A 15,854-nucleotide genomic window follows, 5' to 3' on the forward strand; every position below is an offset into this window, starting at 1 on the left:
AAATGTCGATGAGAAACCCCCGCACAGTTGTACGGGGGCGGGGGTCAGGCCTTGGCCGGAACCGGCTGCGCGCCGCTGACCAGCGGCTTCACGTCGGCGACGACCTTGCGCTCGACGAAGAAGGCGGCGAAGGGGATCGTGCCGGAGAGCAGCACCCACACGATCCTGCCGAACGACCAGCGGGCCTTGGAGCCCAGGTCGAAGGCGAAGAGCAGGTAGATGATGTAGAGGACGCCGTGGGCCTGGGAGACCGCGAAGGTCACGTCCTCGCCCATGTCGAAGCCGTACTTGAAGACCATGCAGGTGCACAGCACGAGCAGCATGACGGCGGTCACGTACGCCATGACGCGGTAGCGGGTCAGCACGCTGGATTTCATGCCGTCGAGCGTAACCGCCCGTTCCGGGGCGATCTTCGCGGGGGTCCGCCCCGGCCGGGGCCGGGGTCAGCCCTCGTCGAAGTCGCCCGCGGCGACGCGCAGCGGGCGGAGCATCGCGAAGATCTCGGCGCACTCCTCGGCGTCGTACGCGCCCAGGCCGAACTCCATCTCCATCAGGTCGCGGGTGGCCGCCTCGACCACCTCGCGGCCCTTCTCCGTGATGGAGGCGAGGGTGCCGCGCCCGTCGTTGGGGTTGGGGCGCTTGGCCACCAGGCCCGACCTGACCAGGCGGTCCACCGTGTTCGTCACGGACGTGGGGTGGACCATCAGCCGCTCGCCGATCTTCGACATGGTCAGCTCGCCCTCCTTGGAGAAGGTGAGCAGCACCAGTGCCTCGTAGCGGGCGAAGGTCAGCCCGTACGGCTTGACGACGGCGTCGACCTCGCCCAGGAGGATCTGGTGGGCGCGCATGATCGAGGTGATCGCGGCCATCGAGGGGACCGGACCCCAGCGCTTCTGCCAGAGCTCGTCGGCGCGGGCGATGGGGTCGAACGGGAGACTCAGCGGCTTCGGCACGCGTCGACCTTACCGATTGGTCACATGACGGTCAGCCCCGTCTCGTCCTTCGGTCGCGAGCAGGACACCGAGGGTCAGGAGGGCGAGCAGGCCCGCGCCGGCGACCACCAGATGGACGGGGACGAACTCGGCGACCAGGCCCGCGCCGGCCATGCCGACGCCCTGCACGGTCATCATGCCCGCCGTCATCAGGGTCATCGCCCTCCCCCGCCGCTCCTCGGGGACGGCCGCGACGAACCGGGCGTCGAGGCCCAGGGTGTACGCGCCGGCGGCGCCGGCCGCCACGAGCGCGAGCGCGGCGAGCGCGGTGCCGGGACGGAGCGCGTACAGGAGGAAGGGGAGGAAGCCGGCGAGGAGGAGGGGGGCGACGAGCCGGACGCGGGTGGCGGGGCTCAGGAGGGCGCCGGCGAGGAGTTCGCCGGCGATGGTGCCGACCGGCAGGGCGCACATGAGGAGGCCGAGGGCGGCGGTGGAGACGCCGAGCCCGTCGGCGTAGGGGGCGGCGAGCGCCTCGGGGACGACGACGAAGAACGGCGGCAGCCAGAAGAGCAGCATCAGCCGGCGGATCCGGCGGTCGCGCAGCAGGGACCAGGTGGCGCCGGGCCCCTCCCGCCCTTCGGCGGCGCGGGCCGGGCGGCGGGCGGTGCCGAGGCGCAGCAGCAGGGCGGAGAGGAGGAAGGTCGCGGCGGTGAGCGCGATGGCGCCGCGGGCGGGGACGACGGTGAGGAGGACGCCGCCGATGCCGAAGCCGGCGAGGAGGGCGGACTGGGAGACGATCCGCAGGAGCGAGCGGCCGAGGACGAAGAGGTCGCCGTCGCCGAGGATGTCGGCGAGCGTCGCCATGCGGGTGCCCTGGAAGACGGGCGCGACGGCGGCGACGGCGCAGCGCAGGACGAGCAGTCCGGCGACGGGGGTGGCGGGCACCACCATGAGCGCAACGGCCCCGGCGCAGACCAGGTCGCAGACGACGAGCACCCGGCGGGGCGGGTGCCGGTCGGCGAGCCCGGCGAGGAGGGTGCCGCCGAGGAGGTAGGGGAGGAAGCCGAGGGCGAAGGTGAGGGAGGAGAGCAGCGGGGACCGGGTGAGGTCGTAGACGAGGACGGTGAGCGCGATCTCGCTGACGACGAGCCCGAGCAACGACAGCAGGTGCGCCCCGAACACCCACCGGAACTCCCGCACGCGGAAGACGTCGAGGTAACCGGCGGCGGGGGCGGGCCCGGTGGCGGCGGGGGCCGGTCCGGCGGGGACGGCTCCGGTAGCGGTGGTGGCGGGGGCGTGCTTCGAGGCCTCGGCCCGGTGGTCCTCGGTCCCGCCGCCGGTCGCGGGCTCGGTCGGGGTGCCGGTCGAGGCCCCGACCCGAGCGCCGGCAGGGGTGCCGGTCGAGGCCGGGGTGCCCGTCGAGGCCCCCACCCGAGCGCCGGCCGGGGTGCCGGTCGAGGTCGGGGTGCCGGTCGGGGTCTCGGGCCGGGCACCGACCAGGGCCTCGGTCGGGGCCGGGGTTTGGGCATCGGTCGAGGTCTCGGCCCGAGCGCCGACCACGGTGGTCGGCGTCGGGACGGGGGGCGGGCTGTCCGTCGGAGTCATGACCGCACCCTGCGGGCGGGCGGGGCCGCGGGCCTAGACTTTCGGGTCCAGCCGAATCTTCGAGCGTCCGGACGGGGCCCGTGCCGTATCACCTGCTCTTCGGGGAGTCCGATCCGCTGCGGATCCGGTTCGCCGTGTCGCCGCTCTGGGAGACGCAGTCGGCCGTGCGGGTGCTGGCGCGGCCCCGGCAGCAGGGGTACCACCTGCCGTGGCTGCGGCGGATCGCCGGGGCCGCGCGGGAGCTCGACCTGGCGCCGCTCCAGCTGCTGATGCCGGAGCGGGGGCACTCGCCGGACTTCCTGTATCCGCCGCCGCTGGGGCCCGCCGCCTCCTTCGAGGAGGAGCTGGCCGCCGTGCGGGCGGTCGATCCGGCGCTGGCCGGGCCGGACCTCGCGCGGGCCCTCGCCTGTACGCCGGGGGCGGCCGGGAGCGCCGAGGGGCGGCGGTTGCTCGCCGATCCCGCCGCCTCCGTCGTACGGCTCGCGGAGCTGCTCCGGGCCGCCTGGGAGGCGCTGGTCGCGCCCGAGTGGCCCCGGCTGCGGGCGCTTCTGGAGGCGGACGTGGCGTACCACTCGCGGCGGCTCGCGGAGGGTGGTCTGGAGCGGCTGCTCGGCGAGTTGCACCCGTCCTTCTCCTGGGATCCGGGGGCGGCGGTCCTGGAGGTCGGTTCCTATCGCGGCGAGCACGTGCGGGCGCTGGGCGGCCGAGGGCTGGTGCTGATGCCGTCGGTGTTCATCTGGCCGGAGGTGATCAGCGGCTTCGACGAGCCCTGGCAGCCGACGGTGGTGTATCCGGTGCGCGGTGTCGGCGGTCTGTGGAGCCCGCCGCGCGAGCGCACGCCGGAGGCGCTGGCGCGGCTGCTGGGGCCGGTGCGGGCGGACGTGCTGTGCGCGCTGGACGAGCCGGCCGGGACGACGGCGCTCGCGCACCGGCTCGGCCGGGCGCCGTCGTCGGTGTCGGCGCACCTGGCGGTGTTGCGGGACGCGGGGCTGCTGACCTCGCGGCGGTACGGCCACCAGGTGCTGTACGAGCGGACGCCGCTGGGGATCGCGGTGTCGCAGCCGGACGCCGGGTGACCGCCATGTCACGATGAGCCCCGTTCGTCCGGTGATCTCCTGACGGACCTCGCGCCCGTACTCCCCACGTTGCCGACCCTGGGGGCCGGATGTCCCGCCGCACCGCCACCGTCACCGCCGTCGCCCTGGCCGCCGTCCTGCTGCTGGCCGGCGGCGGCTGCTCCGCCGACGAACCCGCCCGTTCCCCCGTCGGTCCGCCGGCCGCGACGGGGGGCGAGGCGCCGGCGCCGACCGGCGGTTCGCCGTTCTGGGTGGATCCGGAGAGCGACGCGGCGAAGCAGGTGCGGCGGTACGAGGCGCAGGGCCGCGCCGACGACGCCCGGGTGCTGAAGCGGATCGCCGAGCAGCCGGTCGCGGAGTGGCCGGCCGGGGACGATCCGGTGCCGGAGATCCGGCGGGCGGTGCGCGGGGCGAAGGCCGAGGACCGGACGGCGGTCTTCGTGGCGTACAACATCCCGCACCGCGACTGCGGGATGTACTCGGCGGGCGGGGCGCGGGACGCGCAGACGTACCGGGCCTGGGTGGACGCCTTCGCCTCGGCGATCGGGGACGCCTCCGCGGTGGTGGTCCTGGAGCCGGACGCGGTGCCGCACATGGTGGACGGCTGCACGCCGGGGCAGTACCACGAGGAGCGGTCGGCGCTGCTCTCGGAGGCGATCGAGCGGCTGAAGCGGCAGCCGGGCACCCGGGTCTACCTGGACGCGGGGAACCCGGCGTGGATCGACGACCCGGGGAAGCTGGTGGAGCCGCTGCGGCGGGCCGGGATCGCCCGCGCGGACGGCTTCTCGCTGAACGTGTCGAACTTCCAGGAGACGTCGGTGGTGCGGGACTTCGGGGCGACCCTGTCGGGGCTGCTCGGGGGGATGCACTTCACCGTGGACACGAGCCGGAACGGCGCCGGCCCCCTCCCGGGGGACCGGGCGGAGGCCTGGTGCAATCCCCCGGGCCGGTCGCTCGGCGTGCCGCCGACGGACCGGACCGGGGACGCGCTGGTGGACGCGTATCTGTGGATCAAGCGTCCGGGGGATTCGGACGGGCAGTGCCGGGGCGGCCCCGCCGCGGGGACCTGGTGGCCCGAGTACGCGCTCGGCCTGGCCCGCCGCGCCGGTTCCTGACCCCGGCGCTCCTCGCCTCCGTCGGCCTCACTCCCCCGGGACCTGGATCCACTTCGCCTCGGAGGGGATGCCGGCCTCGTCGGTGACGAAGAGCATGTACCAGCCGGGCGGGACGAGGGTGCGGTCCTCGGGGGCGTCCACGGTGACCGTGAGGCCGTCCTTGCCGCGGGTCAGTTCCAGTGCCACCGAGCGCTGTTCGACGTCGGTGGTGTGGGTGACGGCGCTGGGCCGCATCAGGCGGGCCTTGGCGATCCGGCCGGCGTCCTTGGTCCTGAAGGTGGCGCGGCCGTTGCGGTCGAGCTCCCGGGGGCCCTCGCCGAGCGCCGGCCGGTCGGCGCCGGCCTTGTGCAGGTAGGGCGGGGTGAAGACCTCGATGCGCTGCTCGAAGGTGCCGAGCTTGGTGTTGTCCTTGTCGTCGAAGAGCGGGTCGGAGCCGAAGGTGGCGACCCGTCCGTCGGGCAGCAGCAGCGCCTCCGAGTGGTAGTTGCGGCCGACGGTGGGGTCGGCCGCGGCGGCGAAGGCGTTGGTGGCGGGGTCGTAGAACTGCGCCTTCAGGATGTCGCTGCCGCTGCGGCCGCGGTAGTCGCGCGAGCCGCCGGTGGTGAAGACGGTGTCGTCGGGGAGCAGGACGCTGTTGAGGTAGCGGGTGCCCTGCGGGAGGGCGGGGCCGTCCCGGAAGGCCGGGCTGTCGGTGTTCAGGTCGACGATGGAGGTGCGGGCGGTGGACTTGGCGGACTCGCCGACCCCGCCGCCGCCGAGGACCATCACCTTCTGCGCCTGTGCCGGGGGCAGGATCAGGGAGGCGGAGGTCTCCAGCTGGTCGGGGTCGGTGAGGCCGGTCAGGGGGGTGAACTTGTTGGTCTTCAGGTCCCACAGGCCCGGTGCCCGGCCCTTCTCGGCGGGGCCGTAGCCGGCGTTGGAGCCGGTGTAGAGGAGCTTGCCGCCCTTGGTGAGGAAGAGCGAGGGGTAGGTGGGGAAGTAGCGGAAGGGGCCCTTGGTCCACTTCTTGGTCTTCGGGTCGTAGATCTCGTTGTCGCCGGGGACGACGTCGCCGACGTCGTTGAGCCCGGAGACGGCGAGGACCCTGCCGTCCTGGAGGCCGACGAGGGTGGGGTACCAGCGGGCGTCCTTCATGGGGGCGACCGGGATGTACTTCTCCGCCTTGGGGTCGAACTCGTAGGCGGCCTTGATGCCCTGGAAGTCCTGCTTCTCGGTGGTGAGCTTCTGCGCGAGGCCGTACACGTCGTCCGCCTGCTCGCCCTTGAGGCCGACGACCTCGTACTGGGCGGCCTCGGTGGTGAGGCCCTGCGGCCCCTCCTCGACGGCCTCGACGAAGACCCGGGCCTCGGCCGCGGTCACCTTGGTCTTCCACGGCTTCATCTGGCCGCTCTTGAAGTACGAGATCTCGAACTCGCGCTTCGCCTTGGGGACGGTGACGTCGGTGGTGGTGACGTACTCGACCCCGGACGGGGAGCGGAAGCGGGTGCCCTTCTTGAGGGTGACGGCCTTGTCGGGGCTCTCGTTCTTCACCCGCATGCCGCCGCCGGCCTTCGTCACCCCGCCGTCGAGGACCTCGTAGCGGGCGGTGCCGCCGGCCACCAGGAGCCGCCCGTCGGGCAGCTGGCTGTGGCCGGCGCAGAAGAAGTCCTCGGGGGTGGGGATCTTCTTGAAGGTGTTCTTCACCGGGTCCCACAGGACGGTGTCGAAGGTCCCGGCGTCGAAGTTCTTCTGGTCGTTGCCGGAGCCGGCGATGAGCAGGACCTTGCCGGTGTGCAGGAGGGCCGCGTGGATGGCGTTGATGCGGGCCCCGTCGGGGACGGAGACGCCGCCCCAGGAGCCGTACTTCTTCTTGTACCCGGGCTGGGCGATCTTGTAGGCGTGGTACTTCTCCGAGGCGAAGGAGACCGCCGCGGGGGCGTTGAGGGCCGCGAGGACGAGGACGGCGCCGCTGCCGAGCAGGGTCTTCTTGAACTTCTTGGACGGCCGGTAGGCCATGGATCAGTTCCCTCCGGTCGTCGTGGGCGCGGGGGTCGCGGGCGGGTGCGGGGGCAGGGGCGGGAACTGCGGCAGCGGCGGTACGGTGCGCAGCTCGATCGCCGTGCGGGCGACGGCGAGGCGGCGGTCGCGGGTCCGGGCGCGGGCCCGTTCGCGCTGCGTCCGGGCGCGCCGGTCGCGCAGCAGGGTCCAGGCCCACACGGTGAGGGGGGCGAGGGTGATGACGAGGGCGAGGACCGCCCAGGTGCGCATGGCCGCGTGGGTGTGGTCGTAGTGGACCGAGGCGGCGAGGGAGGCGACGAGGACGACCGCCCAGTAGAGGTGGATGCGGAAGGTGAGGACGCGGTCGGGGCTGGCGGAGCCGCCCTTGGGGGTGACGACGAAGCGGCCCCGGGTGCGCAGCAGCGCGGAGCCGAGGGACTTCAGGTAGATGGGCGCGGAGAGCGCGGACATCACCATGCCGGCGAGGCCGCCGGAGCCCTCGGGTTCGTGCGGGGAGACGTTGTGGCGGCGGTTCCAGAGGTAGAGGCCGATCTGGAGGGCGACGGCGTCGCTGTAGATCATGAGCCAGACCTGGGAGGAGACCTGGGTGCCGGAGGCGCCGAGCCACAGGTAGAGGACGCAGCTGAGGATGCCGAGCAGCCAGTTCACGGCCGTCATGGGGTAGTAGACGAGCATGAGCGTGTAGTTGAGGAGGCGGCCGGGCGGCATGCTGAACGGCGCCTTCCAGTACTGCTTGAGGATCGTCTCGTACGTCCCCCGGGACCAGCGGAGCTGCTGGGTGAAGAAGTCGGTCCAGGAGGCCGGGCCCTCGCCGACGGCGAGGACGTCGGGGGTGTAGACGGAGCGCCAGCGCCGGCCGGTGGCCGGGTTCTTGTGGCGGTGCAGCTCGAAGCCGGTGGCCATGTCCTCGGTGATGGAGTCGTACAGGCCGCCGACCTGCTTGAGGGCGGAGATCCGGACGACGTTGTTGGTGCCGACGAACATGGGGGCGCGGTAGCGGTTCCCGGCGCGCTGGATGAGGGCGTGGAAGAGGAACTGCTGGGACTCGGCGGACTTGGTGACGGCGCCGGTGTAGTTGCCGTAGACCTGGGGGCCGACGACGAAGGCGACGTCGGGGTCGCGGAAGTAGCCGAGCATCCGCTCCAGGAAGGCCGGGTGCGGGACGTGGTCGGTGTCGACCGAGGCGAAGAAGTCGTAGGCGTCGCCGTGCATGGCGAGCCAGGCGTTGTAGTTGCCGTGCTTGGTCTTCGCCTTGTGGGCGCCCTTCGCGCGGTTCCACTCGGGGACGCCGGCGCGGGTGAAGTGGCGGACGCCGAGTTCGGCGCAGAGGGCCTTGGCCTCGTCGCTGTCGCCCTCGTCGAGGAGCCACACGTGCAGGGTGCCGTCGTGGCGGATGCGGACGGCGGCCTCCAGGGTGGCCCGCACCATGGCGAGGGGTTCCTTGCCGGGCACGTAGGTGGTGAGGAAGGCGGCCCGGGTGCCCTTCTCCGGGTACACCGGGACGGGGTCGCGGGCGACCATGGTGGCGTGGGCGATGGAGGTGACGTTCACCAGCATGAAGAAGCAGATGAGCCCGATCGACACGAGCATCACCGTGTCGTACGGCACCCGCCAGGTGTCGTCGCCCTCGCGGACGGTCCAGTGGGTGGGCCAGACCAGGTAGGCGAGGAGCACCGCGGAGAGCAGCGGGGCGAGCGCCATGAGGAGGACGGCGCGTATTCGGCGCGGCTCCTTCGAGAGCAGACTCGTGTACCGCACCTGGTACTCCGCCGTGTCCGGTTCCGTGAGGGGACCGGCGAGTCGGCTGTAGGTGTCGTAGTCGTAGCCTCCCGGCCGCACGGTGCCTCCAGCTGTCGTCGAACGGGTCGATATCCCCACAAAAGGGGAGATGCCCCGGCGTGTCGACTGGAGTGCTCCGAGTGAGGGCGTTCTACCGTGCGCGTCCACCCGATCGACGCAGCGTGTACGCGACCGCCTTCCGCGCCACCGGGTTCAGCTCCTCCACCGCGGCGAGCAGCGCGCCGAGCTGCTCCAGGGCGGCGAGCGCGGTGTCGGCGCCGTCCGGGTCGACGCCCTCGTAGAGTTCGAGGCCGATGAAGGAGGCGGCGACGGCGCGGGCGAGGCCGGCCGGGTCGGTGACCCCGTCCAGCGGGCCGCCGGCGAGGACGCGCCGCAGCACGGCCTCGATCTCCTCCGCCCACAGGTCGAGCCCGGCGGCGGTGGCCGGGGCGAGCCGGGGGTGGGTCTGGGCGCCGGCGAGCAGCTGGGCGAGGACGGCGACGTGTCCGGCCTCGCGCTCCTCCGCGTGCATGGCCCGTCCGAAGGCGAGCAGGTCGGTGAGGCTGGTGACGGCCCGGAGCCGGTCGCGGTGGCGGGCCACCCGCTGCTCGGCGCCCCGTCGGCAGGCGGCGGCGAGCAGGTCGTCGACGGAGCCGAAGTGGTAGAAGACGAGCGCCTGGTTGACCCCGGCGGCGGCCGCGACGGTCCGCGCGGAGGCCCCGGCGATGCCGTGGTCGACGAGCGCCCGCAGCGCCCCGTCGAGCAGCTTCTCGCGGGTCTCCCGCCCCTTGGCGTCCCGCGCCATGCCCGCCCTCCTGACCCCCGCGGCGTGCCGCGGGCCCGGTGGCGCTCCCCCGCGGAGACACCGGGCCGGCGGCGGCCGGGAACGGGGATGCCCGGTGGCGTCCCACGGCCACTTTCCCGTCTTGAGCGATCGCTCAAGGAGGACGGTAACCGATGTCGAACACCCGCTCAAAGTCCCGGCGGGCAGCGCGAAGCCCCTGGCCGGGCGGCCAGGGGCTCGGGGGGGGCGGGCGGCTCAGCCGCCGAGGTGGCGCTCGACCGTCTCGACCTTGGCGGTGAGGCCGTCGGTGACGCCGGGCCGGATGTCGGCCTTGAGGACGACGGAGACGCGCGGGGCGCGCGCCTCGACGGCGGCGACGGCCCGCTTCACCACGTCCATGACCTCGTCCCAGTCCCCCTCGATGGACGTGAACATGGCGTCGGTGCGGTTCGGGAGCCCGGACTCCCGGACGACGCGGACGGCGTCGGCGACGTAGGCGCCGACCTCCTCGCCGACGCCGAGCGGGGTGACGGAGAAGGCGACGATCACGCGTTCACCTTGCCCTCGGCGGCCTCGGCGCGGGCGCGGGAGGCGATGACGGCGGCCTCGGCCTCGCGCTTCAGCCGGCGGTCGGCGTAGAAGCCGCCGAAGGGCACGACGGAGAGGAGGAAGTAGACGGCGGCGGTGCCGAGGCTCCACCTGGTGCGGTTCCAGGCGTCGAGCCAGAAGAGCACGTAGAGGACGAAGAGCAGGCCGTGGACCGCGCCCATGACCGGGACCGCGTTGAAGTCCGTGGTCCGCTTGAGCACCGAGCAGACCAGCAGGAGCAGGAACGACACGGCCTCGGGGGCGGAGACGAGCCGGAGGCGGTGGAGGGAGGAAGCGGTCTTGAGGTCCACGGAGGGTCACCTTCGTTCGAGCCGATGAACAGCTGCCGGGCGCGATCTTGTGAACGGATGCACAAGGGTGGGCGGATCCATTGTGCACGGCGACTTTGCTGTCTCTTTATCCGGGTCCCCGCTACCTTCGGGCCGTGGCTACGTTCCGACTCCAAGGCAGCAAGGTGCTCGCCGTGACGATGACCGGCGACGCCGTCAAGGCGAAGAACGGCTCGATGGTCGCCTACGACGGGCAGATGGCGTTCAAGAAGATGAGCGGCGGCGGTGAGGGCCTGCGCGGCATGGTCACCCGTCGGCTGACGGGGGAGCAGATGGAGGTGATGGAGGTCAGGGGCCAGGGGACCTGCTGGTTCGCCGACCGGGCCTCCGAGATCAACCTCGTGCGGCTGCACGGCGACAAGCTGTGGGTGGAGGCGAGCAACCTGCTCTGCACCGACGCGGGGCTGCGCACCGGCACGACCTTCACGGGGATGCGCGGCGGCGCCACCGGCAACGGCCTCTTCACCACCACGGTGGAGGGCACCGGCCAGGCGGCGATCATGTCCGACGGCCCCGCGGTGGTGCTCCGGGTGACCCCGCAGTACCCGCTGTCGGTCGACCCGGGCGCGTACGTCGCCCACCAGGGCGACCTCCAGCAGCACTTCCAATCGGGTGTGACCTTCCGCACGCTGCTGGGCGAGGGCGGCGGCGAGGCCTTCCAGATCCGCTTCGAGGGCGACGGCCTGGTGTACGTCCAGCCCAGCGAGCGGAACACGATCGGAGGCGACGTCTGATGCCCTTCCGCGAGATCAACTCGAAGATGGTCGAGGCGGCCGTCGTCCCCGGGCAGCGCCTCTTCAGCCAGCGCGGCGCCATGCTCGCCTACCGCGGGGACGTCACGTTCACGCCGAACACGGCGGGCGGGCAGGGCGGTCTGATGTCGATGATCGGCCGCCGGGTGGCCGGCGAGGCGACGCCGCTGATGACCGTGGAGGGCAGCGGCACGGTGATGTTCGGGCACGGCGGCCACCACATCCAGGTGATCACGCTGACCGGCGACACCCTCTACGTGGAGGCGGACCGGCTGCTGGCCTTCGACGGCACCCTGGAGCAGGGCACCATGTTCATGGGCTCGCAGGGCGGGGTCATGGGCCTGGTCCGCGGCCAGGTCACCGGCCAGGGCCTCTTCACCACCACCCTGAAGGGCCACGGCGCGGTGGCGGTCATGGCGCACGGCGGGGTCGTCGAGCTGCCGATCACCCCGGGCCGCCCGGTGCACGTCGACCCGCAGGCGTACGTCGCCCACCACGGCGACGTGCGCAACAAGCTCTCGACCGCGCTGGGCTGGCGCGACATGGTGGGCCGCGGCTCGGGCGAGGCCTTCCAGCTGGAGCTGAGCGGCAGCGGTGCGGTGTACGTCCAGGCGTCGGAGGAGAAGCTGTGAGCACCCCTGTCATCCACGATCCGCACACCCTGCCGTCGGACGACAACGTCGACGCGTACACCTTCTGCGTGGAGCTCAAGGGCTCCCAGTGGTTCCTGCAGAAGGGGAAGATGATCGCCTATTACGGGCGGATCGAGTTCAACGGGATCGGGCACGGGCGGCTCGACCGGCTGGTGCGGACCGCCTTCCACTCGCCGCTGCACGCGAGCGACTGGGTGGTGGCCGAGGGCTCCGGGAAGATGCTGCTCGCGGACCGGGCCTTCGACGTGAACTCGTACGACCTGGACGAGGGCAACCTGACGATCCGCTCCGGGAACCTGCTGGCCTACCAGCCGACGCTGGCGCTGAAGCAGTCGATCGTGCCGGGCTTCGTGACGCTGATCGGAACCGGGAAGTTCGTGGCCGCGTCGAACGGTCCGGTGGTCTTCATGGAGCCGCCGCTGCGGGTGGACCCGCAGGCGCTGGTCGGCTGGGCGGACTGCCCGTCCCCCTGTCACCATTACGACCACGGCTACCTGACGGGCGTGATGGGCGGCGTACGGGCCCTGACCGGCATCGGGGGCTCCTCGGGCGAGGAGCACCAGTTCGAGTTCGTCGGCGCGGGCACGGTGCTGCTCCAGTCGACGGAGCTGCTGATGGCGGAGCGGGCGACCGGTGCGCCGCCGGCCCAGCCGGGGGTGCCGGGCGGGCACGGGGCGCACGGTTCCGGCCAGGCGGCGCAGGGAGCGGTACCGCGTCTTCCCGGCCAGCTCGGGGACCTGCAGCGGCGCTTCGGGCTGTGAGCGGTAGTCTGCGGAGCGTGACGCCTTCGAACGGCCGCGCGGGGACCGCGGCCGGTACCGCGGGTGCCGCGCGTCACCCCGCAGATTTCGTCAAGTATTCAACTTCTTAGGTAGAATCCACTCTATGGACACCGAGACGGCCACCCCCTGGCTCACCGACGCCGAGCAGTGCGCGTGGCGCACCTTCCTCGACGTCCAGCGAATGCTGACGCACCAGCTGGAGCGCGATCTCCAGCCCTTCGGCCTGACGATGAACGACTACGAGATCCTCGTCAATCTCTCCGAGTCCGCGGAGCGCCGGCTCCGCATGAGCGACCTCGCCGCCGCCACCCTCCAGTCCAAGAGCCGCCTCTCCCACCAGATCACCCGGATGGAGAACGCCGGTCTGGTCCAGCGGGAGAACTGCGAGTCCGACCGCCGCGGACTGTACGCGGTCCTCACCGACGAGGGCATGGAGACCATGCGCAAGGTCGCCCCGCACCACGTGGAGTCGGTCCGCGACCACTTCATCGACCGGCTCTCCCCCGAGGCGCTCGGCGGCCTCCACGAGTCGCTCAAGCCGATCGCCGAGCGGCTGCGCGGCAAGCGCGGCAAGCCGTGACCTGACAGATCCACGGAAAAGGGCCTCCCCGGGGCGGGGAGGCCCTTTTGCGTCATCCGGGGCTCAGTTGCCGGTAAGGCTCGCCAGGAGCTCGTCGGAGGCCGCGTACGGGTCGAGCGCGCCCGTCGCGATCCGCTCGGCCAGCGCGTCGAGCCGCCGGTCCCCGTGCAGGTCACCGATCCGCTCGCGCAGCGCCGTGATGGTGATGGTCTCCACCTCGCGGGCCGCCCGGGCCTTGCGGCGCTCCGCCAGGACCCCGTGCTCCTCCATCCAGGCCCGGTGCTTCTCCAGGGCCTCCACGACCTCGTCCACGCCCTCGCCGCGCGCCGCGACCGTCTTCACGATCGGCGGCCGCCAGTCACCGGGGCCGCGGGCCTCGCCGAGGCCCAGCATGTGGTTGAGCTCGCGGGCGGTGGCGTCGGCGCCGTCCCGGTCGGCCTTGTTGACCACGTACACGTCGCCGATCTCCAGGATGCCCGCCTTCGCGGCCTGGATGCCGTCGCCCATGCCCGGCGCGAGCAGCACCATCGAGGTGTCCGCCTGCCCGGCGATCTCCACCTCGGACTGGCCCACGCCGACGGTCTCCACCAGGATCACCTCGCAGCCGGCCGCGTCGAGGACCCGGATGGCCTGCGGAGCGGCCCAGGCGAGACCGCCCAGGTGGCCGCGGGTGGCCATGGAGCGGATGTAGACGCCCGGGTCGGAGGCGTGCTCCGACATCCGGACCCGGTCGCCGAGCAGCGCGCCGCCGCTGAACGGCGAGGACGGGTCGACGGCGAGGACGCCGACCCGCTTGCCGGCCCGGCGGTACGCGGTCACCAGCGCCGAGGTCGACGTGGACTTGCCGACGCCGGGCGAGCCGGTCAGGCCGACCACGTACGCGTTGCCGGTGAGCGGGGCCAGCGCCGCCATCACCTCGCGCAGCTGCGGGGACGCCCCCTCCACGAGCGAGATCAGCCGGGCCACGGCCCGCGGCCTGCCCTCCCGTGCCTGGGCGACCAGTGCGGGGACGTCCACCATGCTGCCTTCTCCTGTCGGAAGTGCTTACTTGCCGGCCACGCGGATGATCAGCGCGTCGCCCTGGCCGCCGCCGCCGCAGAGCGCGGCCGCGCCGATGCCGCCGCCGCGCCGCTTGAGCTCCAGCGCGAGGTGGAGCACCACACGGGCGCCGGACATGCCGATCGGGTGGCCGAGCGCGATGGCGCCGCCGTTGACGTTCACCTTTTCCGGGGACACGCCGAGGTCCTTCATGGACTGTACGGCGACGGCGGCGAAGGCCTCGTTGATCTCGATCAGGTCGAGGTCGTCGACGGTCAGGCCGTCCTTCTTCAGCGCGTGCCGGATGGCGTTGGACGGCTGCGACTGGAGCGAGTTGTCCGGGCCGGCCACGTTGCCGTGGGCGCCGATCTCGGCGATCCACTCCAGGCCCAGCTCCTCCGCCTTGGCCTTGCTCATCACGACCACGGCGGCGGCGCCGTCGGAGATCTGCGAGGAGGTGCCGGCGGTGATGGTGCCGTCCTTGGTGAAGGCGGGGCGGAGCTTGCCGAGGGACTCGACGGTCGTCTCGGCGCGGACGCCCTCGTCCTTCGCGAAGACCACCGGCTCGCCCTTGCGCTGCGGGATCTCGATCGGGGTGATCTCGGCCTCGAAGACGCCGTTCTTCTGCGCGGCGGCGGCACGCTGGTGCGACAGCGCGGCGATCTCGTCCTGGGAGGCGCGGTCGATGCCGAGGCGGGTGTTGTGCTTCTCGGTGGACTCGCCCATGGCGATGTTCTCGAAGGCGTCCGTGAGGCCGTCGTACGCCATCGCGTCGAGCATCTCGATCGCGCCGTACTTGTAGCCCTCGCGGGACTTCGGCAGCAGGTGCGGGGCGTTGGTCATGGACTCCTGGCCGCCGGCGACGACGATGTCGAACTCGCCGGCGCGGATCAGCTGGTCGGCGAGCGCGATGGCGTCCAGGCCCGACAGACACACCTTGTTGATGGTGAGCGCGGGGACGTTCATCGGGATGCCGGCCTTGACGGCGGCCTGGCGGGCGGGGATCTGCCCGGCGCCCGCCTGGAGCACCTGTCCCATGATCACGTACTGCACCTGGTCGCCGCCGATGCCGGCCCGGTCCAGGGCGGCCTTGATGGCGAAGCCGCCGAGGTCGGCGCCGGAGAAGGACTTGAGCGAGCCGAGCAGTCGACCCATGGGCGTGCGGGCGCCCGCGACGATCACTGAGGTGGTACCGGTCGTTCCAGACATGAGGCACGGCCCCTTGGGATGAGGAGTGAACGAGGGTTTACCGCCAATGTACTGAGCGGTGCGGCGCCCGGTCACCGGCCTGCCGGTGTGACGGCGCGCACGTTGCGTAACCACCCCCGGCGGGGTGCACTGGAGCCATGCTGACGCGTATCGACCACATCGGGATCGCCTGCTTCGACCTGGACAGGACCGTCGAGTTCTACCGTGCCACGTACGGCTTCGAGGTCTACCACTCGGAGGTCAACGAGGAGCAGGGCGTCCGCGAGGCCATGCTGCGGATCAACGCCACGGACGACGGCGGCGCCTCCTACCTCCAGCTCCTGGAACCCACCCGCGAGGACTCCGCGGTCGGCAAGTGGCTGGCCAAGAACGGCGAGGGCGTTCACCACATCGCCTTCGGCACCGCGGACGTCGACGGGGACGCCGAGGCCATCCGCGGCAAGGGCGTCCGGGTCCTCTACGACGAGCCCCGGACCGGCTCCATGGGCTCCCGGATCACCTTCCTCCACCCCAAGGACTGCCACGGCGTCCTCACCGAACTCGTCACCTCCGCGCCCGCTTCCGCTGACCACTCCTCAGCGGAGCACTGACCTCCGTATTCCCGGCCCGGTAG

At 72.4% G+C, this 15,854-nt stretch carries 17 protein-coding genes; 7 read left to right on the forward strand and 10 right to left on the reverse strand.

Annotated elements, in window-relative coordinates; all coding sequences use genetic code 11:
* Positions 1-44: 44 nt before the first annotated feature.
* From ACFZCF_RS06725 to ACFZCF_RS06735, 3 genes are all read right to left on the reverse strand, one after another.
* Positions 45-377 carry a DUF3817 domain-containing protein gene (locus ACFZCF_RS06725; RefSeq protein WP_391285095.1) on the reverse strand — a complete coding sequence of 111 codons (333 nt, stop codon included), beginning with the start codon at positions 375-377 and terminating at the stop codon, positions 45-47.
* A gap of 66 nt (positions 378-443) precedes the next feature.
* Positions 444-953, reverse strand: coding sequence for a MarR family winged helix-turn-helix transcriptional regulator (locus ACFZCF_RS06730; protein ID WP_388436201.1), 510 nt, complete (start codon positions 951-953; stop codon positions 444-446).
* A 9-nt stretch (positions 954-962) separates the two neighbouring features.
* Positions 963-2,537, reverse strand: a complete 1,575-nt coding sequence (locus ACFZCF_RS06735) for an MFS transporter (RefSeq protein ID WP_391285098.1) — start codon at positions 2,535-2,537, stop codon at positions 963-965.
* An 80-nt stretch (positions 2,538-2,617) separates the two neighbouring features.
* On the opposite strand from ACFZCF_RS06735, the gene ACFZCF_RS06740 reads away from it, so the two are divergent.
* Both ACFZCF_RS06740 and ACFZCF_RS06745 read left to right on the forward strand, forming a co-directional pair.
* Complete coding sequence (locus tag ACFZCF_RS06740) at positions 2,618-3,613, forward strand: DUF5937 family protein (RefSeq protein ID WP_391285100.1); 996 nt, start codon at positions 2,618-2,620, stop codon at positions 3,611-3,613.
* Positions 3,614-3,702: 89 nt separating this feature from the next.
* Positions 3,703-4,728, forward strand: a complete 1,026-nt coding sequence (locus tag ACFZCF_RS06745) for a glycoside hydrolase family 6 protein (protein WP_388436210.1) — start codon at positions 3,703-3,705, stop codon at positions 4,726-4,728.
* A gap of 27 nt (positions 4,729-4,755) precedes the next feature.
* On the opposite strand, the gene ACFZCF_RS06750 is transcribed toward ACFZCF_RS06745, so the two are convergent.
* The 5 genes from ACFZCF_RS06750 to ACFZCF_RS06770 all read right to left on the reverse strand — a co-directional run bounded on the left by ACFZCF_RS06750 (position 4,756) and on the right by ACFZCF_RS06770 (position 10,188).
* A complete protein-coding gene (locus ACFZCF_RS06750) occupies positions 4,756-6,723 on the reverse strand; it encodes a galactose oxidase-like domain-containing protein (RefSeq protein ID WP_391285101.1) in 1,968 nt (655 codons plus the stop codon).
* Between the two features lie 3 nt (positions 6,724-6,726).
* Entirely contained in the window at positions 6,727-8,565 is a 1,839-nt protein-coding gene (locus ACFZCF_RS06755; RefSeq protein WP_388436216.1) for a glycosyltransferase family 2 protein, read from the reverse strand.
* 91 nt (positions 8,566-8,656) lie between these two features.
* Positions 8,657-9,310 (reverse strand): TetR family transcriptional regulator, encoded by a 654-nt coding sequence (locus ACFZCF_RS06760; RefSeq protein ID WP_391285104.1) that lies wholly within the window; start codon positions 9,308-9,310, stop codon positions 8,657-8,659.
* Between the two features lie 234 nt (positions 9,311-9,544).
* A complete protein-coding gene (locus tag ACFZCF_RS06765; RefSeq protein WP_388436222.1) occupies positions 9,545-9,838 on the reverse strand; it encodes an MTH1187 family thiamine-binding protein in 294 nt (97 codons plus the stop codon).
* Entirely contained in the window at positions 9,835-10,188 is a 354-nt protein-coding gene (locus ACFZCF_RS06770; protein ID WP_391285107.1) for a DUF3817 domain-containing protein, read from the reverse strand. Before ACFZCF_RS06770 ends, ACFZCF_RS06765 begins: the two co-directional genes overlap by 4 nt.
* Before the next feature lie 134 nt (positions 10,189-10,322).
* Here ACFZCF_RS06770 and ACFZCF_RS06775 point away from each other — a divergent pair, with 134 nt between their 5' ends.
* The 4 genes from ACFZCF_RS06775 (at position 10,323) to ACFZCF_RS06790 (ending at position 12,994) form a co-directional block, all read left to right on the forward strand.
* Positions 10,323-10,961: an AIM24 family protein gene (locus tag ACFZCF_RS06775; protein ID WP_388436228.1), complete on the forward strand. Its 639-nt coding sequence runs from the start codon at positions 10,323-10,325 to the stop codon at positions 10,959-10,961.
* Positions 10,961-11,611: an AIM24 family protein gene (locus ACFZCF_RS06780; RefSeq protein WP_388436230.1), complete on the forward strand. Its 651-nt coding sequence runs from the start codon at positions 10,961-10,963 to the stop codon at positions 11,609-11,611. Before ACFZCF_RS06775 ends, ACFZCF_RS06780 begins: the two co-directional genes overlap by 1 nt.
* Positions 11,608-12,393, forward strand: coding sequence for an AIM24 family protein (locus ACFZCF_RS06785; protein ID WP_388436233.1), 786 nt, complete (start codon positions 11,608-11,610; stop codon positions 12,391-12,393). The genes ACFZCF_RS06780 and ACFZCF_RS06785 overlap by 4 nt, the downstream gene beginning before the upstream one ends.
* Before the next feature lie 124 nt (positions 12,394-12,517).
* On the forward strand, positions 12,518-12,994 hold the full coding sequence (locus tag ACFZCF_RS06790; RefSeq protein ID WP_388436236.1) for a MarR family winged helix-turn-helix transcriptional regulator: 477 nt from the start codon (positions 12,518-12,520) through the stop codon (positions 12,992-12,994).
* A gap of 63 nt (positions 12,995-13,057) precedes the next feature.
* Here the strand turns inward: ACFZCF_RS06790 and meaB are convergent, their stop codons facing one another.
* Positions 13,058-14,014 (reverse strand): methylmalonyl Co-A mutase-associated GTPase MeaB, encoded by a 957-nt coding sequence (gene meaB / locus ACFZCF_RS06795; RefSeq protein WP_169086720.1) that lies wholly within the window; start codon positions 14,012-14,014, stop codon positions 13,058-13,060.
* 24 nt (positions 14,015-14,038) lie between these two features.
* Positions 14,039-15,241, reverse strand: a complete 1,203-nt coding sequence (locus ACFZCF_RS06800; RefSeq protein WP_388436239.1) for an acetyl-CoA C-acetyltransferase — start codon at positions 15,239-15,241, stop codon at positions 14,039-14,041.
* A gap of 137 nt (positions 15,242-15,378) precedes the next feature.
* Between ACFZCF_RS06800 and mce the strand changes: the two genes are divergently transcribed.
* The gene (mce, locus tag ACFZCF_RS06805; RefSeq protein ID WP_319009550.1) at positions 15,379-15,831 is read left to right on the forward strand and encodes a methylmalonyl-CoA epimerase; all 453 of its coding nucleotides are present in this window, start codon (positions 15,379-15,381) and stop codon (positions 15,829-15,831) included.
* The last annotated feature ends 23 nt before the right edge of the window (positions 15,832-15,854 follow it).

Source organism: Streptomyces sp. NPDC007945, from assembly GCF_042958885.1.
GTDB lineage: Bacteria > Actinomycetota > Actinomycetes > Streptomycetales > Streptomycetaceae > Streptomyces.